Origin of the sequence: Dyadobacter crusticola DSM 16708 (genome assembly GCF_000701505.1) — a bacterium.
Lineage (GTDB): Bacteria > Bacteroidota > Bacteroidia > Cytophagales > Spirosomataceae > Dyadobacter > Dyadobacter crusticola.
This window is the reverse complement of the sequence record NZ_KL370786.1, coordinates 410,997-436,809: the sequence shown is the minus strand read 5'-3', so window position 1 is coordinate 436,809 and position 25,813 is coordinate 410,997. Positions and strand designations below refer to the sequence as shown.

The following is a 25,813-nucleotide window of genomic DNA, read 5'->3' as shown; positions in this document are numbered from 1 at the left end:
AGAGGTACATCATCCGCCTATGTCTCCACTTTTCGGAAGATAATGGCGTCAACAAGCACCTGTCCGGTTGAACCTTCACTCAGAATGTCGATATAGCCATCCATTCCTTCCCAGAAATCGAATTTTCCTATTGAAAGCGATTCTGTCGGTTTCACCCAAACCTCGTACTCACCATTTTTTGAATAAACTTTCACTCTGAACCGAGGTACAGCATTCAGCTGGCTGTCAACAGGATATTTCTTTTCACCTACAATTGCTCTGCGCTGCGGATCAAAAGGTGTTTGCTCCGAAAAGAGTACCTCATACGTACCCGCCGCAAGGTCCGGCCGGAACCTGGCGAATTCCCCGGGAGTCGCGCGGCCGCCATTGGTCAGATACAGATCGCGATAGCCTTTTTCTTTCCATCTTTTAAATTGCGGCGCAACCCAAAAATGAGGTGTGCTGTAAAAGCGGTTTTCACGCGCGTCCGCATTGTCGACGATCTCCTGTTTGAGATTCCCGGTTTCATTGTGCGCAGGTGGATAAGTAGGAATAGTTAATGCTACATGAAAATACTGGACTGCATTGCCAGCACCCGGCGCCTCCACCCGCACGCGAGCCGCGTAAACGCCGGTTTGAAGTCCAGCTCCATTAACTGAAACCTGTATTTTCTGTTCATTCCCCTCACCTTCCAGGTTTAAGTTAAGCCATCCTTTTCCCCGCAAATATTCAATTTTGGGAAGGCTTACCTTACCAAATTCACCATTACCTGCATTGAGCAGCGATACTGTTTTTGCATTTGGCCGCGGTCTGCTGGGCCTGGCAAGGAAATGAAGTGTGTTGGGGATAAGCTTTCTTTCAAGCGCATAAACGTCCATCACATGCACGGGACGAACACGGAATGAAGGTTCTTCATCGCAAGCCAGTGCAAGTGATGGGGATTTCTGAGCGGCCTCATTGATGGTAATGTGCTGCGTGAAGCTGCTTCGGACAATGCCGTCGTCGACCAAAAGTGTTACCGGATAAATGCCGGGATTTGCAAAAACGTGTTTGGGATTTTTCTCTATCGAAGTGGCCCCGTCGCCAAATGTCCAGTGATACGACAAGTCGCGGCCTGAACTTTTATCCGCGTTCCTTGATTTTTCACCATTAAACGAAAGCTGCTCTCCCGTTTTTCCAGGCCGGAACGGCGTGGTAATCGCCTTTGTTTCTCCTGCTCGCTCGCGGTTATCTTCAAAAATCTGCCAGAACAAAATCCAGGGATCAAGTAATATTTCATTGTTATCCTCCTTTGCTTTTACCCGGAAAACAAAATGCGAATGCTCGTTATTTCCGACATGAACGCCCGCGCCATCTGCGTAATGCACACCTGCACCAATGGGTGTATGCTCCGGCACCCGCAGATTTAGCATGTGGTGATTCTGAATGCTCCATCTGTCGCCGTTCTCCCAGGTATGTACCCCGCGCCACCGATTGTTGTTATCTCCCTTTTCCAAACTGAAAACAAAATGATGGTCATCAATAGGAAATGGGGTAAACTGGGGTGTTCCCGCCGGATTGTTCAGATCCAGACCACCGTGCAGCTCAAATCCATTGTAAGCACCCATCCAGCAATCGTCTGCATTGTAGCTTTCCGAAATACGAATGAAGTTTTCGGTCTTTGGATACATGGAGTAAAGTTTGGTCGGAGCTACCCGATTCGTCATATCAGTCACCGCGAACCGTGCGTGCCTGTGTGGTACCGATTCGCTGCTCTTGCCGCCGTGCTCGTCCTTGATGATTTGCCCGATGGAGTTCACGCCATCGAACCAGATCCGCATTCCATTTACCACATAAGGCTCATAAAAACTTTCCTGTGAACCCACGTAGCGCTCCATCTCCATCAAATACCCGTCGATCAATACCTGACATGTAAAATGGTAAAGCGTCGCGCCGCCGGGCTGATCTGCCCGTAGTCTACCGAGATTTGTAATAATGATATTTGACGAGATTTCCTTCAAAACCATTGTGCGAACCTGGCCATTTCGGAGCACAAACTTCAATGTGTCCTCCTTGTTCATTTCGACCGGAGTCAATGTCGCCTTCGCCTTTCGGTGAATGGTTTCACCCGCTGCCGGCAACCAGCAGATCAGAAGAGAGATGAGCGCCGACCAGTACATACAATAATGCTTGTTCATCCCGCGGTATTTTCTACCATTACCAGCTTGGTCTTAACGAGTTCTGTGATCTTGCAGGTTGCCTTCGGAAACACTTTCCGCAGGTCAATATCCTCATTATCGGTCAATTCGGCTTTCAGGGATGCCATGAAGATGTTCTTGATCTCGGTGGCGAGATTTACTTTGCAAATGCCATTGGAAATTGCCTGCTGTACCTGGTTGTGCGGCACACCTGAGCTGCCGTGTAACACAAGAGTCGCGGCCGTTTTTTCGGCAATGCTGCGTAAAAGTTCGATGTCCAGTTTCGGCTCTTCTTTGTAAAATCCGTGTGCTGTTCCTATAGCAACTGCCAGCGCATCAACGCCGGTTTCTGCCACAAAAGCAGCCGCCTCGTCCGGTTGTGTGAAGCCGCTGTTATCGTGCGATTGACCGAGTTTAGCCACGTAGCCCAGCTCGGCTTCCACGTGGGCATCGTATCGTTTAGCCCGCTCAACCACTTCTCTGGTCAGCCTGACGTTTTCCTCAAAAGGGAGCTCACTACCGTCGATCATCACGGAATCAAACCCAGCATCCAGGCAGCGCTGCACGAGTTCAACCGACCCGCCGTGGTCTAGGTGGATCCAGCCTTCCACACCAAATTCTTCCAGTCCGTTGCGGCCCAGGCTTACCGCCGTTTTCAAACCCATGTAGTCGATTGAGCTCTGCGTAAGTTGTAAGATAACAGGCTGTTTCAGCTCTGCGGCCGCCTGCAATACGCCGTGAAGTGTTTCCAGGTCGTAATAATTTGTAGCCAGCAAACCTTTTTTCAGCTGTGTTAATTCGCGTAGTTTTTCTTTCAGTTTCATGACAGGCTCAATTCTATTCCCCAGAAGTCTTTTATGTTTTCGCTGATTTCGTTGATGTCGCAAAAAGCGCCTGTGCCGCCCGCAGCTGTGGTGTTCAGGGCGCCCATGAGGTTACCCGCGCGCAGGCAGTCTGCCAGCGATGCACCCAGTATGTATTTTTGAATAAATCCCGCATTGAAAGAGTCCCCCGCTCCGATTGCATCCACAAAGTGCGGTCCGTCAAAGGCGGGAATGGTGAGTTCTTGTCCGTCGCAGATACCCAGGCTGCCGTTTTTTCCCATTTTCAACGCAAGGGTATTCAGGTAAGGCCGGATTTTCTCGATCCCGCTGCTTACCGAGTCCGTTCTCGTAAGCGCGAGCAATTCCGATTCGTTTGGCATAAATACGTCCACATACGGCAGGCAACGCGTATAGTCAAATGCCCATTGCTCGGCTGGGTCCCATTGCAGGTCCAGCGAGGTGGTCATTCCGGCTGCTTTCGCATTGATAAATACCTGTCCAATATCACTTTGCAGCCCTTTTTGAAGAAACAGGCTTGATACATGCAAATGCTGATAAGTAACCGGTCCGTTAAAAGGCAGGTCATGGATCGTCAGCGCATTCATCGCACCCTGGTAAGTTACATTTGCGCGGTCCTGCCCGTAGTTCAGGATCATTGTGCAGCCAGTTTTCTGATCGTCGATACGCTTCACATGCCGACAGTTCACCGACTTCCGTTCCAGCTCACGCAGAATAAATTCACCGAAATAATCTTCCCCTACGACGCCGCAAAAGGTTGTATCCACTCCCAGCGCCGCAATGTTGGCGGCCATAATAGCCGAAGAGCTGCCCAGGCACAGGTTCATTTCTTCGGCGATCTTCTCTTTTCCCAGCTGAGGAAAACCCTGCACCTGGTTTAAGATCAAGTCGACGTTCAGCTCGCCTACGACCAGTAGTTTAGGATGTACCATATCAAATCCCGGATTTTATGCTGTGTAAATATTCACTCCCTGCACCACCCTGCTGATCGACCCGGACATGGAAGGATTGTCAGGATCAATACCCGAGTGCACCGCGCTGTAATAGCCCAGCAGCTGGCCAACGAGTGTAGCAGCGACCATTTGGTACAGGTTGTCAGGATCTATGTTCAATTCAATTCTGCTGCTGTTTGGCAAGGCTACTTCATCCGCTCCACCGATCTGTAGGGAAGCAATCTCCCTTTTGTCACGCGCAATATCCTCAGCCAGATCGCGTTCGTACCGTAAAATGTGCGGGTTCCTGGAAAAAAGGTACACCATCAACGTATTTCCATTTACAAAAGCACGCGGCCCGTGCCGGAAGCCGAGAAACGAATCAGACATCACTACCTGTTTCCCGTCGGTGAGTTCAAGCAGTTTTAAGTGACATTCTTTCGCGACGCCAAAAAGCTCTCCCGAACCCAGGAACACTACCCGCTCGAAACCTTTAATAACCAATGCTTCCAGCAGAGATTCTTCCTCCAAGATAGTTGCTCCTTGTTCTGCAATGCGCTCTATCTTCTCAAATTCAGCATCAAGTGAATCCACCCGCGCAACCAGCAGCACACTGAGCAGCATGCACGTAAAACTGCTCGTCATGGCGAGGCTCTTGTCGTTCGTTGCTTCCGGTAGGATCAGACGGTATATTTTGCCAGCGGCAGCTTCCATATTGGCCAGCGCCCCCTCGCCGTTACAGGTAATAATCAAATGATAAACTTCGTCGCAAGACAAATTCGCGAGCCGCACAGCCTCCACACTTTCGGGACTGTTACCTGAGCGCGCAAACGAGATCAGCAATGTGGGTACCGAACGGAGAAAAAAGGAGTCGGGCTGCGTTACGATCTCAGTAGTAGCCACTGCCTGAACCGGCCTCTGCCATGTTTTTTGTAAAGTACCCTGCGCTGCTTCGCCTATAAAACCCGAAGTCCCGGCACCGGTGAGCAAAATTCTCAGATTTTCCTTTTGCAGGATTGGCCCAAGAAAACCAGCGATTGCTGTGCTTTCGTCTTTAATCAAATGATATACCTGCTGCCAAAGCTCAGGTTGCGACAGTATCTCTCTCCGGGTGTGTGCTTCTCCGCTTAGTTTGAGCTCACTTGGTTCATATTTATGCATTATCTCGCTGTAATTAGGAAGAAGGTATTTTGGATAAATTGGTATTAGATGTGATGGCAATTCAAATTAAACATCATAAAACGAAAGTAAAAAGTATTTTTAAACCTTTCTTTTATTTTATTTATTCTTGCTTATATATTGCGGAAAAATTTTAGCGTAGTTTTAGACTGCAACCGGCCTTTATGAAGGCATACCTTGCAAGACAATCGCTCCTGAACCCACTTTATGATACTCGAAGAAATGAAGACCCCGCTACGGGGACTCGTGACAGATGATTTATGCAAAATCAGAAAAGTAGGCACTCCCCTGTTGTCTCCTGCAAATGGCGATCTTATCTATCAGATATCAGTTGCTGACATAGCGACAAATGCCCGCCAAGACCTGATGGTCCTTTTATCGGCAAAGGAAAACACAACATCAAGTATCGGTCACGGCAGTATGCATTGCTGGTCGCCAGACGGAAGCGAACTGTTGTATGAAACGGGTGATGGAGAATTGCATATCTATACTTTGCAAACCGCGACTAGCAGACCTTTGGTGCGGCGACAAGAGTCTTCTTACTTTATAAACCACCTGGCAGAAAAGAACTGCATCTGGTCGCCGGATGGACAGTACGTCGCCTACCTCAGTGCAGAGATCACCGAATCGCAGGTAAACGAACAGGAAATCCGCATTTTCAACGATTTACTTTATAAATCCAAAGGCGGACACGGCAGACCGGTGTATGCCGATCATGCTTATACGCATATCTATCTAATCCCGACAGCAGGAGGCGCACCGGTAGTACTTACTCCGGGACAGCACCATGAACATTCCATTACCTGGTCGCCAGACAGCCGGTATATTGCATTCATCAGCAACCGCAGCGAGCAGCCCGACGATGTGCAGCAAAGCGATGTATGGAAGGTAGATATCTTTACAAAAACCATCACGCAACTCACGGAACATACCGGATTGAGCTACCAGCCAGCCTGGTCGCCTGATGGTGCGCACATTGCATTCCTGTCTACATCAGCTGCGATCGGCACCAACGACAGCCCGGCGGAGGACACGCACATTGCATTGATTTCGGCAGATGGCGGAGCATTCAAATACCTGACCAAAACCCTGGACCGCCGGGTTGAGCACATCCGCTGGCATCCATCGGGAGAATATATCTACTTCGCCGCGGGCGACCGTGGTAACACATCGGTTTATCGGGTTAGCGTTGACAAAGAAGAAATTGAACTGGTTGCAGGTGGCGAATGCTGCATTTATGAGTTTTGCCTGGATGCAGCTGGCGAAGATCTGGTGTTTGTGAAATCTGATACCAATCACCCTGCTGAGATCTTTAGTACCAAAAGCCGGGGTAATCACATCGAGCAAATCACGCACGAAAACGAGGAGTGGCTTCAACATAAAACATTACAAAAAGCGGATACCTTCTGGTTTGAAAGTTTCGACGGCACGCCGGTACAAGGCTGGCTGATGCCACCCGTTGATTTTGACCAAACACAACAATACCCGCTCATTCTCCTCATTCACGGCGGTCCGCATAATATGTTCGGTTATGATTTTGACGAGCGCACGCATTTGCTGTCGCAGGCCGGGTATGCGGTTGTTTACATCAACCCAAGAGGCAGCCACGGCTACGGACAGGCATTTTCAAATGGCACGCTTAACAATTGGGGCGGTGGTGATTACCAGGATTTAATGGCTGGTGTTGATTATGTTTTGGACAAAAACCCCTGGCTCAATGCAGAACAAATGGGCGTGACCGGGCAGAGCTACGGCGGCTACATGACCAACTGGATCATCACGCAAACTTCCCGCTTTAAGGCAGCTGTAACCGATGGCGGGTTAAGTAACCTAGTCAGCTTTGCAGGGACTTCTTTATACCATTCTTTAATGGAAGCTGAATTCGGCGGCCGGGCTTATGAACGTTTTGATCTGCTTTGGAAATGGTCGCCGCTGCGGAGTGTGGCACAAGCGACTACGCCCACTTTGATCTTGCACGGCGAAACCGACAATGAAGTTCCATTCACACAAGCCGAAGAAATGTACATTGCCCTGAAAAAGAAAGGGGTCACTACACAGCTCGTGCAGTACAAAGGCGAGGGTCACGGCTGGCGGCCTGAGTTAAGCCCGCGCAACAAAGCCGACCTGAGCGAGCGGATGATCCGCTGGTTTGATACTTATGTAAAATCCACTCCTAATGAGCATTAAGACAAACAGTTGGCTGATCTATGTAATCATTCATGTGCTGTTCATCGGCATATGGGGCGCTGTAATTGAAATCCCTGAAAAAAATGGCTTTCCTGCGACGCTGGGCTATGTGGTTTGGGCATTGACGATGATACCCGCCTCACTGGCTGCATTGAAAATCAAAGGCTGGAAGCTGGATTTTAACAAAAAAGCAATGCTCTGGGGCGGCGCGGCAGGGTTGCTTGGCGCGGGCGGACAGCTGGTGCTTTTCTTCACCTTGCGCATTGCACCGGCTTACCTGGTTTTCCCGCTTCTTTCACTGACACCGGTCGTGACGATTTTGATGGCCGTTTTACTGCTACATGAAAAAACGGGCAAAATGGGATGGATTGGCGTTGGACTGGCATTGATTTCCATTTTTATGCTCTCCTACCAACCTGCCGGCGCGACCCAGGTGAGCGGCTATACCTGGATGCTGCTGGTCGCAATTCCGCTATTTGCCTGGGGCGCCCAGGGCTACATTATGCGATTTGCAAATGAAATTATGTCTGCCGAAAGTCTTTATTTTTATATGATGGCGACGTCGGTGATGCTGATTCCATTCGCTTTATATCTGACCGATTTTTCCCAGCCGATCGAATGGGGCTTTAAAGGACCTTATCTGTCCGCCATGTTGCAGTCGCTCAACGCATTTGGCGCGCTTTGCCTGGTTTACGCTTTTCGCTACGGAAAAGCGATCATCATCGCTCCAATCACCACAGCACTTTCGCCGGTGCTTACCGTGACGCTGTCTCTGGCATTATACCAAACCATTCCGCATCCGGTGATTGTCGGTGGCATTGCATTAGCCATTGTTTCAGCTCTTCTAATGGGCTATGAGGAAGTTCGGGGATAAAATGAAATATTAAAGAAAGGTTTCGAAAGTTTTATTTGTGCATTTATATGTGTTTATGTATATTGGCATTATAAAATAACATCTTCCTAAACCTCGAAAATTTGAAACGCACATTACACTTGTGGCTGCTATTGCTGTGCGCCGCGACTGCGCTTGCGCAGAAATCACCAGTCTCCGATAAGAACGTCGTCTTTATCGAATACCCGGACTTCCCGGAGGCTCACTCCACCTGGGGCTCGATCGGCTACAATGCGGCTTTAAACACCGTCCACATCGGCGTTACCAATCATGCCAACAACATTGGTCTGTACACCTTTAACCCGGTTCAGAATGAAATGAAGCTGAACGGGTTTATCCGGGATATGGCGCATTTGCGTGACTATCAGTGGCAGGGTAAAATACATTCCAAGATTGTAGCTGCTCCTGACGGTTCCATTTACTTTTCAACCGACGGCGGCGAATCACGTGAAGAATACCTGATGGAACACCCGCAGGGCTATGCAGGCGGCTATTTCATGAAATGGGACCCCAAAACCAGTAACCTGAAAAATCTGGGCGTAGGAATGCAGTACGAGAGCATCAAGGACGTTGACATTGACCCGAAAACCGGAACCCTTTACGCCATTACTTACCCCCAAGCCCATTTCCTGGTTTATAATCCTGCCAAAAATAAGATGCGCGACCTCGGCCGCCTGGCAAGCTCCCATGTCCCGCGTGTACTGTTCACCGACTGGTGGGGCAACTGCTATTATGTGGATTGGCGGCAGCGCCTGGTGAAGTATGAGAAAGACAGCGATTCACTCGTTTTTGCACGCGAAAGTCTGCCCGCGTTTCCTGGCACACCTGGCTCAAAAATCATCACCGGAGTAACAGCCTACGCCAAAGACGAAGCAAAAGGCATTATTTACTTAGTGACTTACGGAGCAAAACTCGTTGCATTTCACCCTGAAAAAGAAGGAATTGGCAAAGTAGAAGACTTGGGAGGCGTTATCGATACGGGGAAAGAAGCTGCGTGGGGACCTTATGTACCAAATCTGAATGTCGGAAAAAACGGCAAGCTGTATTACATCATCGGCGGTCATGGCAATTACGTGGTGAAAGACAAGACCGTTTTGGTCGAATGTGACCCTGGAACTGGCAAAAAGACCATTGTGCGCGAATATCCGACTACAGAAATCACCGAGGCCACCGGCTCAGACATCAGGGATAAAGATGGAAATCTGTACTTCGCCGCCCGGCGCAATCCTTCCGGCGTGGGCGATGCTACCCGCCCTTTTATGATCCAGTTTAATCCTGAAAAAGAGATCCGGAGATGAGAAATTTCACCAAAATACTACTACCTGCCCTGCTGTTGACCTGTTCCGGTCCGCTCCTGGCGCAGTACACTTTTTTCACGCCGAAAGAGGCATTCGCCATTGAAGTATCGCTGCCAAACAGCCCGGAAAAGCGACTGCCGATCTACCGGAATGCGATTACCTCCCTGCACCTGCAGGGCGACTACATCCTCGGCGGAACTACTGCCAATGAGGGGTTATCCCCGTATCTTTTCGTCGCTTCCATTTCGAAGAAAACATTACTGACTACCAGGGACCTGCAGGAAATCATTCCAGGCCAGAAAAGCATTGCGACAGGCTTTTGTAAAGGTGCGGGCAATCAGCTTTATGCCGGAACCATGGTGCAGGCGAATAAAAACCAGTCCGGACATTTGATACAAATCGGCGTTGGAAATGGCGGCACGATCGAAGTAAAAGACCTGGGCACGCCGGTTCCGGGAGAGAGCATTTTCGCACTTCTTGGTAACAAGCAAGGCACTGAGCTCTACGGCATTACTTACCCGAGCGGCCGGTTTTTCACCTACAATATATCAACCAAAAAAACACAGGTTTTTGACAATGTCACTCCCAAGGAAAAGGAGCTGAACAACCTGCACGAATATGCCGTGGGGCCGGAGGTTTATCTGTGCAAAGCGCTTATTCAGGACAATGCAGGGATTGTTTACGGCAGCACGGCGGGGAACAGGGTATTTGCTTTTGATCCTGCTAAAGAGAGTTTTGAGTTACTGCAAAATCCGCTGCCGGCCGTGTGGGGACGGGAAGTACTGGGACAAGTGGAAGCCTGGGCAAAAGCGCCCGATGGAAAGCTCTACGGCGGTAATGCAGGCGACGGTCAGCTCTTTGTACTGGATCCTGCTACCAAGAAGATCAGAAATCTGGGAAAACCGACGATGATGCCGCGCTTGCAGGCATTGGCTTTCGGGCGCGATGGAAAATTGTACGGTCTTGCTGGCGGCGCGCCGGGTTATTCGCATTTGTTTTATTATGATGAAAAAGGAGCTGGATTTGTCGATTTAGGTAATCCTGAGTTCAAGATGGTCGAGCCGGGTATTGAACAGGGCATTCTTTGGCGCGGCTTTCAGTTAAGCACGCTTGCTGCTTCGGGCGACGGCAAATACATGGTAATAGGCGAAAATGAAGCATTGAGCCAGCTGATGGTATTTCCAGTGGAGTAAAGCATTAGATCAACATTCCTAAACACGCATGGTAAGATTTACAAAAATCATCCTCTGTCTTCTGACAATCACCGCATTCAAAACCTACGCTGCCGATCCGTGGCGATTAAGTGCATTGCCTTCGTCTGTCCGGCTGGATCCTGTAAGTAACGAGATTATCGAGCATCGTTTCAAAGGCGTTCCCAATAAGCAAACGGGTAATCTGCTCAACAAAAACTGGATTTACGACGGCAAACAGGTTTCCCTGCACGGCGCAAGGGGCGAATATGTTTCCTTTCAGCTGGTTTTGACCAACGAATCCGATGCGGAACTGACCGGCATTCAGCTAGAAATGGCGCCTTTTAAAAATGGGAGCACGGAGCTGGCTGTCAAACCTGAGCTTTTCCTGGAATGGTCGGTGAATGTGCTGAGTACCAGCACAGGCTACCCGAAATCTACGCTGGGCAAAGGCTGGTATCCGGATGCATTGATCCCCTTCAAATTCCTTCAAACCGATTCGGCAAAGGTGCACGGGCGCTGGGTGTATCCCTTCACCTTGCCCGACTTCAATAACCGCATTCCCAACCAGCGCTCACAGATCATCTGGGTGGACCAGTTTATTCCGCTGGACGCGCAAAAGGCCAAACCCGGAACTTACCAAAGTGTGATTACGGCCAAAATCGGCGCTGTTACAAAGCAGATCGCGGTCACGCTGACGGTCTGGGATTTTGAGTTACCGAATGAAAATATTTTCAAAGCCAGCCTGCAACACGAAGGCTTTCTGAGCCGGATGGATGAAAAGCAGGAACTGGCCGTGTATCAGCTCTTCAAGAGGAACCGCATTTCATTAATGGACCCGACTTATGATCCCGAAATGAAGGTAAAAAACGGCAAAGTGGAAATCCAGTGGGGCAAGTTTGACCAGCGACTCAAAAAATACCTGACCGGCCAGGCATTCACCAAAGAACAAGGCTACACCGACGGCCCGGGTTACGGCGAGCCGCTAGAAACATTTGCGCTTCCATTCGACGTGTACGGAAAACACGGCACTGCCGGCTGGCCGGACATTGGCAAACCCGAAGTGGAGCGAAATGCAGCCAACCAAGCGATTTATCTCAGCAGCATCCGCCAGGTGCGCCAACATTTGCTGCCAATGGTAAACCCAAAGAAAACGCTGCTGACGGTTTACCTGAATGGTCTGGACGAATCCTACTTCCCCGAGGCCTGGTCGCGGATGGTGTTTTATGGGAATTTGTTCAAAAAAGAATATCCTGAGGCTAAGTTTCGCGTGGACGGCGGTTACACCAAAGACGCTATGGACGTCATCGGCAAATCGGTCACTGACTGGGCTTCTCATACCATTGGCTACAACATTGACACCGTCAAGTATTACCAGCAAATGGGCATTAAAGACTGGCTTTATGGCCCGATGCTCTATGAAGCAAAGCTCAACAGCTGGGTAGGAAGCTCGACATTTATTGACTTGCCTTTGATCAATGACCGGGCGATCAGCTGGGCCTGCTGGAAATACAAAACCTTCTCCTGGATCAGCTGGGGCGTGGGTGCAGGCTGGGAAAGAGGCTGGTACGACCCCGAATCCTGGAAGGACTTTTACAAGGAAGCCTCCGAGGCCGACGCGGAATTTACCTACCGGACATTCAATGGAAACGGCTCGGTCATTTACAAGCCCGGCATGGTGCCCAATGTCTCCGAACCATGCCCGTCTATCCGGCTGAAAACCATGCGTGACGGCGTGCAGGAGTATGAATATCTGCGCCTGCTAGCCAAGCTCGACGGCAATACCAAACGTGCAGATGCACTTGTGGATCAGCTTATTAAAGAACCTTTTGGAGAAAAGTCCATTGGGAACCTGGATGTCTGGAGTTATGACCAGGAACAATGGCATAAAGTGCGCATGGAATTGGGGGAGCTCATTTCCAGAGGCAAAAAATAACATTAGCGTCTATTTCTAAACCTTTCATAATTTCTCCGTGCCTGCCCTCTTCCATTTTTCAATGTTGCCTTCAAGTGCCAGCATAGCGCGTGTTATGCTGGCATTCCTGGCGGTTTCTCCTGCATTAAAAGCGCAAAAAGCCAGCGTGACAGAGCGGGCGCAGGCGTTTAAAACCTATCCTTTTTCTGACCCAAACCCGCTGCCGGTAATGGGGATCAGCAAAAAGGTTTTGCCTTTTTATCCGTATTATGTTTTTGATGGCTATACCAATAAAAGCAAGACCCAAAACTGGAAGGTAGTCGAACTGGAAAACCCTTACATTAAAGTGCAGGTGCTGCCTGAGCTTGGGGGGAAAGTACTGGGTGCCATTGAAAAATCGACCGGCGAGGAATTTGTATACACCAACCACGTCATGAAATTCCGGTCGATCGGCATCCGCGGACCGTGGACCAGCGGCGGCATTGAGCATAATTTCGGCCTTGATCTGGGCCACGCGCCCTGGGCGGCCGCCCCCGTGGATTATGTTACGCTCAACAATCCCGATGGTAGTGTAACCTGCGTGGTCGGCGGCATTGATCTGGCTTCCCGCACGCAGTGGCGCGTGAAAATCGTACTACCAAAAGACAAAGCTTATTTCGAAACGCAAAGCCTTTGGTATAACCCTCTGCCGCTGCACGATTCGTATCTCTCGTGGGAGAATGCGGCTTTTCGCGCCTCGGAGGATATGCAGTTTTTCTTTCCGGGCACGCACCACGTGGGCCACGACGGACTGGCGAGCCCCTGGCCGATCGATGAAAACGGCGTGGATTTATCTTATTACAAAAACGTTAATTCGGGCGGGGATAAGTCTTACCACGTCATGGGCACGCATACCAGCTGGTTTGGCGGGTATTGGCGTAACAAAAACTTTGGGTTCGGACATTGGTCGCCTTATTCCGACGCACCGGGCAAGAAACTATGGATCTGGTCGCGTGCCAGAGAAGGGGCGATCTGGGAAGATCTGCTCACGGATACGGATGGGCAATACATTGAGGCACAGTCTGGTGTGACATTCAACCAGGCTGCCGAGCGAAGCGGGTTTCACAGTCCGTTTAACCAGAAAAATTTGGGGCCATTTTATTCCGAAACCAAAACCGAGTACTGGTTTCCCGTCAAAGGGGCCGGCGGAATGGTGGATGCTTCACCTTACGGCACGCTCAATGTGGCGGCGGGCGGTGATAGTGTCAAAATCATCATTAACCCGATTTCCCCGATTCAGGATACGCTGAAAGTGACGGTCGGTGGCCAGGCTGTTTATCAAGCTCTGCTCCAACTCAAACCCATGGAGGTGTATGTCAAAACGATACCTCTCGCAAAATCTCAAAAGCAGCTGCGCGTCAGCATTGGCAAGGATCGCCTCGTGTATTCCTCGGAACCCGAAAAAGTTTTGGACCGCCCTGTTCTTTCGGCCGACAAACAAGATCCGCATTCAGCAGAGCGGCTTTTTGAGCTGGGAGAAGATGAAAACGCCATGCGTAATTTTGAAGGCGCGCGCCTGCGTTACCTGGCTGTTCTGGAAAAAGAACCTACCCACAGCGGCGCGCTGGTCAGGCTGGCGGAGTATGGTTATCGCAAAGGAGAATATGCAGCGGGGCTGGATTTTGCCAGGAAAGTGCTAGCCGAAAATACCTACCACGGTGGCGCCAATTACCTGTACGGCGCACTTTACCGCAAACTGGGCGATCTGACGAAAGCAGAAGAAGCATTGTCGGTGGCGACCTGGACAATGGAATACAAATCCGGCGCTTACGCGCAGCTGGCAGGCATTGCATTGCAGAAACAGGATTTTGAAAAAGCCGAATCCGATGCGCGGAAAGCATTGACTTACAACCAAAATAACTTGTCGGCCTACCAGTGGCTGGGTACGGCGCTGAGAAAGTTGAATAAGCCTGCGGAGGCTGCAAAAGTTTGGAAAGACCTGCTGGAAATCGACCCACTAAGTCATTATGCGCGTTTCGAGCAGTATTTGCTAAATCCGACCAAAGAGAATCAAGCCATTTTCCAAGATGCGATCCGCAACGAGCTGCCGCATGAAACTTACCTGGAACTGGCGATGGAGTATGTGAATCAGGGACTGAGTCGCGATGCGATCAGGGTCCTGGCACTGGCTCCCGCCTACCCTACTGTTTCTTACTGGCTGGCCTATCTGAACCGGGATTTGGCTCCGGCAGAGAGTAGAAAGCATTTGCAGAATGCGATTGGAATGTCGCCCGAGCTGGTTTTTCCTTTCCGGCTGGAAACGATTCCGGTGTTGCTCTGGGCTGAAAAGCAGCAGCCTTCCTGGAAAAACCGCTACTATCTGGGGCTGATTTACTGGCACATTGCAGACAAAGAAAATGCGAGGAAACAATTTGCGAGCTGTGAAAACGAGCCGGATTTTGCGCCTTTTTATATAGCAAGAGGTATTCTCTTCCAAAACAATGCAGGCGGCAGTGCCCAGGCGGATTTTGTAAAAGCTCATCACTTGAACCCCAAAGAATGGCGCACCTGGCACTACCTGACTGCGTTTTTTAACAACCAAAAAATGCAGGAAAAAGCGCTTTCAAATGCGCAGACTGCCTATAAACAGTTTCCCGAAAATCCGGTGATCGGAATAGATTATGCCAAATCGCTGCTGGACGCCGGCAAGTTTACGGCCTGCCTGCAAGTGCTCGATAAGATTCAAATCCTGCCGCAGGAAGGTGCGCGCGAGGGACATAATGTATTTGTGGTCGCTAATCTGGCCAGTGCTCTTTCCTTGGCGGAAAACAAAAAGTACAATGACGCCTTAAAAGCACTTGAAAAAGCCCGCTTGTGGCCGGAAAATCTGGGTACAGGCAAACCCCACGAGCCCGATAACCGCCTGATGGACTACCTGGCGGCTTACTGCGAAAAACAGCTCGGCCATTCGCAAAAAGCAGATCTATACGTACAACATATCACCGACTACACCCTTCATGCCAGCAAAGAAAGCAACCGCAATGTGCTCGGCAATTACCTGGGCGTGAAGTTACTGCGCGACGCAGGCAAGCAGGAACCCGCTTCAAAATTTATCGAAAACTGGAAAGCAGAGCAGGATTCCCTGCGCAAGTGGGAGATTACAGAAGGATCGGATGCGCCGCAGGTACAATGGATTTTGGCAAAAATACAGGACGATACTGCCCGCGCTGAAAAGCTCAGACAGGATTTGATAGCAGACAAAAAGTATAACCTGACTACCTTGTTTTTCCGGGCACTCGAACTGGGCGAAATTGGCAAAAAGAAGGATTAATCGCGCATTATGGATCAGCTTTACAGATTTCTTGATTTTTATATAAAAAACAAACAGCACCTGAGTTACAGCCGGCTGCTCGCTTTGCTTTTACTGACTGCAACATTAAACGTTCACGCGCAGCCTTCGCCGCGCAAAGCCATTATCGAAGACGCGCAACATTACAGCCAGGTTTTCAAGGAAAACCGGAATTTCCGCCTGATTCTGCCGCCCGGCTATCACCAGCATCCCGAGCGGCGATATCCTGTGATTTACTATTTCCATGGGAATGCCGGGCGTTTTAATGGTCCGGCGGAGGGCGAGGTTTCCCGCTCGGGCGAGGCGCGGTATTATGATGAGTTTAACGGAAATTACGAGCGCACCGGTCCGGATTCGCTGGATAATTTCGCCAGCTATGTAGCTGAGAATGATGTAATCATCGCAAAGTGGGACGGCTACGTGCCGGCACAATATCCGCGACCGTACGACATTGCGCCGGTGAAGGAAGACCGGCAGTTTGTCGACTACTTCCCGGAATTTGTTCAGTACATTGATGCACATTATCGCACCAGAGCTTACCGCGAGGCCCGTGCGGTTTCGGGGCTGAGTATGGGCGGGTTTATGTCAATGCTGGTCGCTTCCAAATACCCGCATCTGCTGTCGAGCGCTTCGTTTTTCTGTCCGTCTGCTTCTTTCACGGTCGGGCCAAAGGCTTTGCAGATTTACACGCCATTTAAGGAGATGGGCCGGAATTTTGCGGGCTTGCCGATCCGTATGCATTTGGGCAGCAAGGATTTCTTGCGCCAGCACGATCAGGAAATTGATGATGCTTACAAAACGCTCGAACTGAACTACGAGAGCTGGCATTACGGCATCGGCTACTTCCGGGGCTTTCACAATGCGGTCAATATCAAGGGACAGTTTGACTTTCACATGAAATATTTCCGCATGCCGATGGCAAGGCCCGAGAAATGGCATCATATTGATCTGTATCCCAAATTTTCAGTCTGGAATTACGACATTACCACCGACCGGAATGTGCCGGGCTTCACCATCCTCAATGATGTGCGGCGGGAAGGATTTCGTTTTGAATCCAAAAAGTGGCTTCCCGATGGCCCGCCCGTTTCTAACTTGTCGGTGAAAATATTAACAGACAGCATTTACACACCAAACACGAATTATGAAATGATCCGGCTGGATGTCGCGACCCGCAAAATCTCCCGCCAAACCATGCGCAGCGATAAAAAGGGCCGGATTCAGTACCAGGGAACCGGGCAGGACAGTGACATTGGCTTGTACCGAAATGGCGATCCGGGGCACATCAGTATGGCCAGTTACACGCTTGATAAGAAAATGCCAGGCGTAGGCGATATCGTTTCATTAAGCCCGATGTTGTTCAACAAAGGTGGTGCGGGCGTGGATTCCGTGCGCATAGAGCTTATTGCGCAGGATGAAGACGTGGAAGTGATGGACCCGGCGATTACCATTGGGAAGATCGACAAAGGTGCATTGCATGAAAAAACAGCTTTCCGGATACGCTCGCGAAATGCAAACCTGGACCGAGCCAAACTGAAATTAATGCTGACTTACGATGGCAAAAAGGAGCAGTTTTTACTCGAAGTACCTTTCTATTCACCTGAAAAAACGCTGGCTGATTTTGAGATAGCCGACCGTCGCGCGGTAAAGCTGGAAGTGGAAGAGCGAACAATTGTAGGCGAAGGAAACGGTGACGGGATTGCTAATCCAGGTGAATGGATCAGCATATTTACCAAATCCGATCTGGATTCACTGCACGATTTTGGCCTGCAACTTTATACCGAAGACCCTTATGTGGATATGAACGCCCGGCGCATGCTTTTCTTTGCCCGGGCTGACTGGTCGGGAGCGCAGCGGCTGACCTCTCAGGTGCAGATCAAGCCGGATTGTCCCGACGGCCACGAGATTAAATTTTACGGCATTTACGAATATCCAAAAACCGGCAACACGCGCCGCGACAGCCACGGAGCGCATTCGTTTATCCGTGAAACAAAGCGGGTTTCTTTTACCGTGAAAGTCAAAAGATAGTGGAGATGAGAAACCAGTTTGCCGGTTCGCGCCGGATATCAATCTATGTCAGTGACACCAATAATGTCCTCAGCAGGCTATTGCAAGTGTTCGGAAAAAGCCGGTTTGAGGTCACTTATATGCAGGTTTTTGACACGGAGGATGCAGGAATGAGACTGATCATCGTCGAGGCGATTTTTCCAAAAGATATGACAGAATTGATCCTCGAACGCATTGAGAAGATTATTGAAGTGGAACGGGCCTTCGCACACCAGGATGGCGCATTGGAACAAACTGGTCGGTGACGCCGTTCGCGCCGGATTATACAATGCATGTGGATGAATGTTGCTACCTTTGCAAACTCGTTTGAAAGACCGGGGTTTCCGGGGTTAAAGAACAAAGGATCAATAAGTTTAATCGAATTAAAGGGGTTGTTACCATGAAGAAAACTGCGCAGCGTCGTTCACTTATTTTGCAAAAACTTGATGAATTGGGTGAAGTAAATGTGAATGATTTGAGTGAAATGCTGGAAGTAAGTGAAGTCACGATCCGCAATGACCTGGACAAGCTGGAAAACAGTAACCTGCTGGTGCGGGCACACGGTGGAGCCTTCAAAACCAACAATATAGCGCTGACCGTCACCGAAAAAAGAAAGATCAACCACGATATCAAGCGGCTGATCGGCCGGAAGGCAGTATCGCTGATCAATGAAGGCGACAGCATCATCCTGGACTCGGGCACCACGACCTTTGAAATATCAAACAACCTCGAAAAATTCAAGAACCTGACCGTGATCAGCAATGCGCTTGACATTGTCAATAACCTCGCCCAATACGAAAACCTGCAAGTTTATATGCCGGGCGGCTACCTGAAAGAATTCTCAATGTCGCTGGTCGGTCCGATGGCGGAGCGGAATTTCAAGCAGCTGTATTGCAACAAACTCTTCCTTGGAATCGACGGTATGAAGGCCAACGCCGGCTTCTTCACCCACTACATGGAGGAAGCCCACCTGAACCAGATTATGATCGACATCGCCGAGGAAGTGATCGTCGTAACAGACTCTTCCAAGTTCAAGAAATCCGGGCTGGCATTTATTTGCGGGTTTGATAAAATAAATAAAGTAGTGACGGATGACAAAATTGAGGAAGCCGATCTAAAAATGCTGAAACAGCATAATGTGGAGGTGATTATTGCGGAGAGGTGAAGTCTGGAAAACTATTGTAAAGCTCAAAAAGGCAATCAGGTTCGTTCTGGTTGCCTTTTTGAGCTTTAGGGGCAGCGCTATTTTATGCTTAGTCTAGATTTCGTGCGCAACAAATCGATAAGTACTTGAAATTTGTTACCTAATTAGGTAACTTTGGTCAAGACTTAACACACTATACAAGCAATGACCGGAAAGTTTATCAAATGGATTTCAAAAGAAAACGCAGAAAACACCCAGAACTGAACTTGGTGTGGCTGAAAAACTAAAAAAACAATACTTCGATGAACAACGGGACTCACAATAAAAAATTGACTTCTTTCTCCGAGCATCTGGATGATCAATACGGGAAGCCTGGTACTGCGGAAAGAGAGCAGTATGAAGAAGAATTCGAAGCCTTCAAATTAGGGGCAATGATCCAGGAACTGCGCAAGAAACAAGGGCTAACGCAAGAACAACTTGCTGATAAATGCGGCACGACGAAAACGTATATCTCCCGAATTGAAAACAACGCCAGCGACATAAGACTCTCGACTTTGATGCGGATTGTAAGGGAAGGTTTGGGTGGGAATTTAAGGTTGAGTGTGACGGGGTAGAGTTAAACGTGGTGGTACAACTACTAGATAAGCCAGTAATAGTTTTAAGACATGTAGCGTCGAGTACATAAATTGCTTCTATAAACTTAATTTCAATGGGATTAGACATGCGCCCTTTGGGGAAGCCCAAGCCAGGATTTGAGCAAAGATTCGCAAAACTGTTCTTTTCAATTCGGCAGAATGAAGTTTCAAAGCCAACATTTATCGATCGGCTTATTGGCAAGAAGCACATGACGAAAGATAAGCTACTGGAAGAATGGTTCTCTATACAAATCCCAGCCTACGAAACAATTAAGGCTCCAAAAGTAGGTAGAGATAAAGAGGCTGACGAATGGATTCGGCATAAAAATCTTGAAGCAGACAATCCTATCTCAGAAAACGAGCTCATAAAACAATATGAAGGGTTTTATGTAATTGAGTTAGCCGTAGAACAGGACGGAGTTCCGGTGTATATCTCTCCCCAACAAGACGCAAATGTATTTAGAGGACAATTTCTTAGCGACTGTGAAGACTTGATAGGAGAAGATTTGGTAAATGAAGCTTGGACTACGAAGCTCGCTGACGCTACTCTTGACTATGGAAACAGACTTTTAGTGATTGCAGATAAGATTGCAGATGAAAATAATCTGCGGTACATAAAAGATCAACGCTTACCACCTGATGTAGATGAAGATACAATCGAAAGTAAACTTCACATTGTCTACTCTCTTGCCAAGTGGTTAATCTTTTATGGTAAAAACGGACATGGATATGAAGCCGATTTTTGACACGAAAAATCAGAGCCAGTATTTTGATCTCTCACAACGAAAGTTGTGGTAACAAGATCTTTAAAGATTGAAGTGAAATAACCTGCGTCTAGCAGCAAGATTATTAAGGGACACTGTTGAAATAAAAGATACCTCCGATTCTCCAATTTGAACAGACTGGAAGTCGAGCCCATCAGTAAGCGGCCGTTTTTTGCTACAGCGGAGCATCCTGTTTATAGAAAAAAGCACATCCAATAGTCGTTGCCTCCTTCGGAGCTTCCTGGAAATCGGCATTAAAACATAAAGCTTCGACCGAGGGAGCACAGCACTCATTATGGCTATCCTCAAAGCCCACTCGCTAGCGCTCCGCTTTTCTACTACTTACATCAAGAAAATTCCGAATAAATCTCCGTTACCTTTCTTTTTGATTAATCGATATTATTTTTTTCTTACGAAAAGATTTTAAATTTGATAAAAACATTATATTTGTTTCGATACCTTTCGATTCAATCATTTCTAGACCCCTTATCTTCCTGACTTATGGGAAAACTAATCTTTACCAAAGGTTACACCTATTTCCGCAATGCATGCGGAGTGCCTCCGGGGATGCTCTTCAATGTGCTATTCCTGCTATTATCGTGCGCCACAGCACAGGCGCAGTCGCCTGGGCGGGCAAATCAAGTTACTGTGAATGGCGTGGTTACTGAGAAAGCAACCGGTCAGCCGCTGGTGGGCGTGTCCATTCGGGTCAAGGGCGGCACAGATGGTGTCGTGTCCGATGCGAATGGCGCTTATAACATCCAGGTGCCTGCAAACAGCACATTGCTGTTTACGTATATTGGGTACAGTGATGTGGAAGAACCCGTAGGAAAACGCTCTACGATATCTCCCCAGCTTGAAAGCAACGACAGAGCATTGAACGAAGTCGTTGTGGTTGGTTATGGAAGCCAGTCGCGGCGGGAAGTGACCGGCTCGGTGGTTTCGGTGGGTGCGAAGCAGATTCAGGACAGGCCGGTGGTTTCGTTTGCAGAGGCGCTGGCCGGACAGGTAGCCGGGGTGCAAATTCAGCAGACTTCGGCAGCGCCAGGTGGTGGTTTGTCTATCAAAATCAGGGGCACTGGGTCTATCACAGCAGGTATACAACCCTTGTATGTGGTCGACGGTGTGCCGCTGGATAACTCGGTAACCAACGCGGCGGCACAGGGCGGCGACATCGGAAGCCAGTCTCCCGTGAACCCGCTGGCCAGCATTAACCCGGGCGATATTCAATCTATTGACATATTAAAAGATGCGGCAGCAACTTCCATTTACGGGTCGCGCGGATCGAACGGCGTGGTGATCATTACTACCAAGCAAGGCGCGGCGGGTAAATCGCAGATCAGCGTCAACGCGAGCTACGGCTTCCAGCGCATCGCGAAGAGAGTGGGATTGATGACCAACGAAGAATATGCACGCCGCCAGATCGACATCCGGAATAACGACTGGGTGCGCGCGGGTGGAAAAGCAACAGACCCCAACTCGGTACGAAGCGGACCAGCCTTCAAAATCCCTGACGAATTCAAAAACCCATCAGCCTATCCGTATACCGACTGGCAGGACGAGCTTTATCGCAGCGCGCCAATGCAAAACTACCAGATCGCCGCTTCCGGTGGAACTGAAACTGCGCGGTACTATGTGTCCGGTAACTTTCAGAATCAGGAGGGAATTATCGTCAATTCCGGCTTCAAGAAGTATGCGTTTCGTTTGAATGTGGATGCAAAAGTTACGGATAAAATCAGGGTTGGCGCACGCCTTTCCCCTTCCTACACAAACAACCGCATTGCTACTTCGGGTGGTATCCAGGATTACGGCGCAGTAGCGGTGACAGTGATGTCAACGCCGGGTTTCTATCCGGTTAGAAATGCGGACGGCTCGTATGCAAGATCTTTCACGCTTAATTTCGACGATGGTACCACGCAGAACATCATTTATAACAATGCACTCGCATTTGGTGAAGGTATCCAGAATACGATGAACCAGTTCAGCACCGTCGGAAGTTTGTTTGCAACGGTTGACATTTTGAAAAATCTTCAATTCAAAACCAGCATCAATGCGGATGTCAATACATTCAGTAACAACAAGTTTTCGCCGTCCTACATTAGCGTAAACCCTTCAAATGGTCAATCTTTTTCATCGGCCAACATTAGCTGGATCAACGAAAACACACTGACTTACAACAACACATTTGCACAAAAACACAATGTAAATGTACTGGTGGGTGTGACCGGACAAAAGTCTTCGTTTAACTCAACCTCCGTGAGCGCGAACTCTTTCCCGAACGACCTGGTACCTACATTGAATGCAGGTATCGTAACAGGCGGAAGTTCGACCCGCTCGCAATGGACGCTCCTCTCCTTCCTGAGCCGCGCGACTTACAATTATGACGAAAAATATTTCCTGACTGCCTCTTTCCGCCGAGACGGTTCGTCACGCTTCGGGGCCGACAACAAATGGGGTAACTTTCCTTCCGTTTCGGCCGGATGGAGGATTGGACAAGAAAAGTTTATGGCGAATGTACCAACTATCAGCGAGTTGAAAGTTCGGGCAAGCTATGGTTTTATTGGGAACAACCAGATTCCTGACTATGCATCTGTGGGGTTAATCTATGGCTCGAATTACATTCTCGGATCAGGCGACGGCGGGATCGTCAATGGTCTGGCGCAGGGCTCACTGGGCAACTCGATCCTAGGTTGGGAGAAAGCCAAAGAACTGGATTTGGGTGTTGATGTGGGATTGTTCCAAAATCGCCTGTTCCTGAATCTTGACTACTATAACAAACTGACTTCCGACCTGCTCCTCAATGTGCCGGTGCCGCTTTCAACTGGTTTTGAAACAGCGCTCCGCAATCTGGGTAGTCTGCGTAATAAGGGCGTAGAAATTGCTTTGGAAACAAGAAATTTCACGCGGAAAAATTTCACCTGGACTACCAACGCGAACATTTCTTTTAACACCAATACAGTTGAATCACTGGGAGCCAGCGGCTCGCCGATTATCGTGGCCAACCGTGCGCAGGAAAACTCACTGACCCACATTACGCAGATCGGAAAGCCACTGGGAAGTTATTACGGCTTGATTTTCGATGGCATTTACAACACTCAGGCGGAAATAGACGGTTCGGCGCACTTTCCGAATACATTTCCGGGTGATGTACGTTTCAGGGATCTGAACAACGACGGCGTGATTAATGACTCTGACAGGACCGTTATCGGAAACAACCTGCCGAAATTCACATACGGCATCACGAATACTTTGAACGTCGGCAATTTTGACTTCGGTGTGTCGCTGCAAGGCGTACAGGATGTGGATGTGCTCAACCTCACCAAGCGTAGCGTTTACCGCAACAATGCATCGATCTCGAACAACTACTGGCGGTCACCGGAAGAGCCAGGGGACGGCAAAACATGGGGTCCGAATAACTCAGCTATCAACCGGAACATTTCTTCGTACTACGTGGAGGACGCCTCTTTCCTTCGGATCAGAAACGTGACCATTGGGTATCGCTTCGACAAGATTTTCGGTGGAAAAGTTTTCAAGAATGCACGGGTTTACATGAACATCCAAAACCTGCACACCTTCACCAAATACAGTGGATATAACCCTGAGGTGAACACGACCGAAGGCGATCCCTGGATTTCTTCCGCGCTGACCCCGGGTATGGATTATGGTACCTACCCTGTGGCAAGAGCATTCGTATTCGGCCTTAACCTTGGTTTTTAACTCAACCCGGACCAACCTTTAAAATTGATTGTGATGATCTCAAAAAATATCAAAATAGCTGTCGCTCTTGTTGTCCTGGCATTTTCAGGGACCTCCTGCGAGGATTTTCTCGAATCAAAACCGATTTCACAAATCGGTGAAACGGACTTTTTCAAAACTGAGTCGGACTTTGCCCAGGCTGTTGTGGGGTCCTACTCTGCGCTGGCCCAGGTATACTCGGGAAATGGATACTATCACCTGCTGGTGGACCTGCGCTCCGATAATACCAGCGAACTGGTGGCTGGTGCTTCGGGTAATGATGCTAAAAAGAACATTGACGAATTCCGTGAAACGACCGACAATGAGCACCTCACCGCGTTCTGGCAAAACAGCTATAACCTGATTGCAAGAACAAACAGCATTCTCGTCCGCATTGAGGGTTCGCCCGTAGCAGACAATATGAAAAAGCAATACACAGGTGAAGCACTCGCAATGCGGGCTCTCGCCTATTTTAACCTTGTGCGCCTGTTCGGCGGCGTACCGCTGGTAACGGAGCCGGTGACAGATATCGATGCGAGCTATAATGTGGGCCGGGCGAGTGTTCAGGATGTGTACGTTCAGATTGAAGCGGATCTGGCGAAAGCACAGGAACTTGTACCTGCCTCGTACGATGATGCCAATGTGGGAAGAATTACAAAAGGTGCGGCACAAAGCCTTTTGGGACAAGTTTACCTGACGCAAAAAAAATATGCTGAGGCGGTGGGTGAATTCAAAAAGGTCGTGACTTCTGGTACTTACAGCCTGCTTCCTGTGTATGCAGACTTGTATAAAGCCGGACAGCAGGGAAACCGCGAAGCTATCTTGCAGGTGCAATACAAAGGTGCAGCAAATGGCCTTGGCTCAAACCTGCCCAACCACTTTGCCCCTACCGGTTCGGAAGGCATAACGATACCCACCGGTGGGGCTTACGGGTTTAACCAGCCTACCGAAGATATCGCTGCGGCTTATACCAAAGGCGATGTGCGCCGGAACAATATCGCTGATGGTTATATGCTCAATGGGGCGATGGTGGCAGCGAAATATGTGCGCGGCTATGTGGAGCGCGAAACAGGCGGCGGCAATGCCGACTCAGGCGCAGATTGGTATGTAGTCCGGTATGCCGACGTGCTGCTAAACTACGCCGAAGCCATTAACGAAGCGAACAAAGCGCCGAATGCAGATGCTTACGCGGCGATCAATCTTGTACGTAAACGGGCAGGATTGGCAGACCTGAGCGGGCTAACTTATGAAAGTTTTAAAAAGGCGGTTTATGAAGAGGAACGCCTGGAATCACCGTTTGAGGGGCACCGTTGGTTTGACCTTCTGCGCACAGGCCGTGCGATGGAAGTGATGAACTCGAAGCTATCTGGCCCAGGCAAGCCAACTGTGGGCATTTCAACGCCGATCAAGGAATACCAGCTCCTCTACCCGATCCCGACGCTTGTGGTTACGACCAGTAGTCCGGCCATCGCGCAAAATCCGGGGTATTAAGAGTCGCTCTAATTTTTCATAATTCCTAAACATAAGAGTAGCTGGCGCGAGCTGGTTACTCTTTTACTTAACCCATAAATAT

The 25,813-nt window shown here is 49.2% G+C and carries 17 protein-coding genes; 13 read left to right on the top strand and 4 right to left on the bottom strand.

Annotation, left to right across the window (positions count from 1 at the left end):
* Positions 1-17: 17 nt before the first annotated feature.
* The 4 genes from Q369_RS0123845 to Q369_RS0123830 are packed head-to-tail and all read right to left on the bottom strand — an operon-like array spanning position 18 to position 5,091.
* A complete protein-coding gene (locus Q369_RS0123845) occupies positions 18-2,156 on the bottom strand; it encodes a PKD domain-containing protein (RefSeq protein WP_084165840.1) in 2,139 nt (712 codons plus the stop codon).
* Positions 2,153-2,980 (bottom strand): class II fructose-bisphosphate aldolase, encoded by an 828-nt coding sequence (locus tag Q369_RS0123840; RefSeq protein WP_031530234.1) that lies wholly within the window; start codon positions 2,978-2,980, stop codon positions 2,153-2,155. Before Q369_RS0123840 ends, Q369_RS0123845 begins: the two co-directional genes overlap by 4 nt.
* Positions 2,977-3,930, bottom strand: coding sequence for a carbohydrate kinase family protein (locus Q369_RS0123835; RefSeq protein ID WP_031530233.1), 954 nt, complete (start codon positions 3,928-3,930; stop codon positions 2,977-2,979). The genes Q369_RS0123840 and Q369_RS0123835 overlap by 4 nt, the downstream gene beginning before the upstream one ends.
* Before the next feature lie 15 nt (positions 3,931-3,945).
* Positions 3,946-5,091 carry an SIS domain-containing protein gene (locus Q369_RS0123830; protein WP_031530232.1) on the bottom strand — a complete coding sequence of 382 codons (1,146 nt, stop codon included), beginning with the start codon at positions 5,089-5,091 and terminating at the stop codon, positions 3,946-3,948.
* A gap of 225 nt (positions 5,092-5,316) precedes the next feature.
* On the opposite strand from Q369_RS0123830, the gene Q369_RS0123820 reads away from it, so the two are divergent.
* The 13 genes from Q369_RS0123820 to Q369_RS0123760 all read left to right on the top strand — a co-directional run bounded on the left by Q369_RS0123820 (position 5,317) and on the right by Q369_RS0123760 (position 25,731).
* A complete protein-coding gene (locus Q369_RS0123820; protein ID WP_031530231.1) occupies positions 5,317-7,296 on the top strand; it encodes a S9 family peptidase in 1,980 nt (659 codons plus the stop codon).
* Positions 7,286-8,170 carry an EamA family transporter gene (locus Q369_RS0123815; protein WP_031530230.1) on the top strand — a complete coding sequence of 295 codons (885 nt, stop codon included), beginning with the start codon at positions 7,286-7,288 and terminating at the stop codon, positions 8,168-8,170. Before Q369_RS0123820 ends, Q369_RS0123815 begins: the two co-directional genes overlap by 11 nt.
* A gap of 101 nt (positions 8,171-8,271) precedes the next feature.
* Positions 8,272-9,486: a hypothetical protein gene (locus Q369_RS0123810; RefSeq protein ID WP_031530229.1), complete on the top strand. Its 1,215-nt coding sequence runs from the start codon at positions 8,272-8,274 to the stop codon at positions 9,484-9,486.
* On the top strand, positions 9,483-10,679 hold the full coding sequence (locus tag Q369_RS0123805) for a hypothetical protein (RefSeq protein ID WP_031530228.1): 1,197 nt from the start codon (positions 9,483-9,485) through the stop codon (positions 10,677-10,679). The genes Q369_RS0123810 and Q369_RS0123805 overlap by 4 nt, the downstream gene beginning before the upstream one ends.
* Positions 10,680-10,707: 28 nt before the next feature.
* Entirely contained in the window at positions 10,708-12,612 is a 1,905-nt protein-coding gene (locus Q369_RS0123800) for a glycoside hydrolase domain-containing protein (protein WP_031530227.1), read from the top strand.
* Between the two features lie 61 nt (positions 12,613-12,673).
* Positions 12,674-15,901, top strand: coding sequence for a DUF5107 domain-containing protein (locus Q369_RS0123795; protein ID WP_051664248.1), 3,228 nt, complete (start codon positions 12,674-12,676; stop codon positions 15,899-15,901).
* A 9-nt stretch (positions 15,902-15,910) separates the two neighbouring features.
* Positions 15,911-17,944, top strand: a complete 2,034-nt coding sequence (locus Q369_RS0123790) for an alpha/beta hydrolase (protein ID WP_031530225.1) — start codon at positions 15,911-15,913, stop codon at positions 17,942-17,944.
* A gap of 5 nt (positions 17,945-17,949) precedes the next feature.
* Entirely contained in the window at positions 17,950-18,228 is a 279-nt protein-coding gene (locus Q369_RS0123785; protein WP_031530224.1) for an ACT domain-containing protein, read from the top strand.
* A 134-nt stretch (positions 18,229-18,362) separates the two neighbouring features.
* Complete coding sequence (gene agaR / locus Q369_RS0123780; protein WP_031530223.1) at positions 18,363-19,127, top strand: transcriptional repressor AgaR; 765 nt, start codon at positions 18,363-18,365, stop codon at positions 19,125-19,127.
* A 281-nt stretch (positions 19,128-19,408) separates the two neighbouring features.
* Positions 19,409-19,720 carry a helix-turn-helix domain-containing protein gene (locus Q369_RS0123775; protein ID WP_031530222.1) on the top strand — a complete coding sequence of 104 codons (312 nt, stop codon included), beginning with the start codon at positions 19,409-19,411 and terminating at the stop codon, positions 19,718-19,720.
* Between the two features lie 95 nt (positions 19,721-19,815).
* Positions 19,816-20,487, top strand: coding sequence for a hypothetical protein (locus Q369_RS0123770; RefSeq protein WP_031530221.1), 672 nt, complete (start codon positions 19,816-19,818; stop codon positions 20,485-20,487).
* A gap of 519 nt (positions 20,488-21,006) precedes the next feature.
* The gene (locus Q369_RS0123765) at positions 21,007-24,222 is read left to right on the top strand and encodes a SusC/RagA family TonB-linked outer membrane protein (protein WP_031530220.1); all 3,216 of its coding nucleotides are present in this window, start codon (positions 21,007-21,009) and stop codon (positions 24,220-24,222) included.
* 33 nt (positions 24,223-24,255) lie between these two features.
* Positions 24,256-25,731: a RagB/SusD family nutrient uptake outer membrane protein gene (locus Q369_RS0123760; protein WP_031530219.1), complete on the top strand. Its 1,476-nt coding sequence runs from the start codon at positions 24,256-24,258 to the stop codon at positions 25,729-25,731.
* The last annotated feature ends 82 nt before the right edge of the window (positions 25,732-25,813 follow it).

Bases quoted from the DNA above. Each gene is read 5' to 3' on its own strand.
- Q369_RS0123845 (WP_084165840.1), bottom strand. From the start codon at position 2,156: ATGAACAAGCATTATTGTATGTACTGGTCGGCGCTCATCTCTCTTCTG.
- Q369_RS0123840 (WP_031530234.1), bottom strand. From the start codon at position 2,980: ATGAAACTGAAAGAAAAACTACGCGAATTAACACAGCTGAAAAAAGGT.
- Q369_RS0123835 (WP_031530233.1), bottom strand. From the start codon at position 3,930: ATGGTACATCCTAAACTACTGGTCGTAGGCGAGCTGAACGTCGACTTG.
- Q369_RS0123830 (WP_031530232.1), bottom strand. From the start codon at position 5,091: ATGCATAAATATGAACCAAGTGAGCTCAAACTAAGCGGAGAAGCACAC.
- Q369_RS0123820 (WP_031530231.1), top strand. From the start codon at position 5,317: ATGATACTCGAAGAAATGAAGACCCCGCTACGGGGACTCGTGACAGAT.
- Q369_RS0123815 (WP_031530230.1), top strand. From the start codon at position 7,286: ATGAGCATTAAGACAAACAGTTGGCTGATCTATGTAATCATTCATGTG.
- Q369_RS0123805 (WP_031530228.1), top strand. From the start codon at position 9,483: ATGAGAAATTTCACCAAAATACTACTACCTGCCCTGCTGTTGACCTGT.
- Q369_RS0123800 (WP_031530227.1), top strand. From the start codon at position 10,708: ATGGTAAGATTTACAAAAATCATCCTCTGTCTTCTGACAATCACCGCA.
- Q369_RS0123795 (WP_051664248.1), top strand. From the start codon at position 12,674: ATGTTGCCTTCAAGTGCCAGCATAGCGCGTGTTATGCTGGCATTCCTG.
- Q369_RS0123790 (WP_031530225.1), top strand. From the start codon at position 15,911: ATGGATCAGCTTTACAGATTTCTTGATTTTTATATAAAAAACAAACAG.
- Q369_RS0123785 (WP_031530224.1), top strand. From the start codon at position 17,950: ATGAGAAACCAGTTTGCCGGTTCGCGCCGGATATCAATCTATGTCAGT.
- agaR (WP_031530223.1), top strand. From the start codon at position 18,363: ATGAAGAAAACTGCGCAGCGTCGTTCACTTATTTTGCAAAAACTTGAT.
- Q369_RS0123775 (WP_031530222.1), top strand. From the start codon at position 19,409: ATGAACAACGGGACTCACAATAAAAAATTGACTTCTTTCTCCGAGCAT.
- Q369_RS0123770 (WP_031530221.1), top strand. From the start codon at position 19,816: ATGGGATTAGACATGCGCCCTTTGGGGAAGCCCAAGCCAGGATTTGAG.
- Q369_RS0123765 (WP_031530220.1), top strand. From the start codon at position 21,007: ATGGGAAAACTAATCTTTACCAAAGGTTACACCTATTTCCGCAATGCA.
- Q369_RS0123760 (WP_031530219.1), top strand. From the start codon at position 24,256: ATGATCTCAAAAAATATCAAAATAGCTGTCGCTCTTGTTGTCCTGGCA.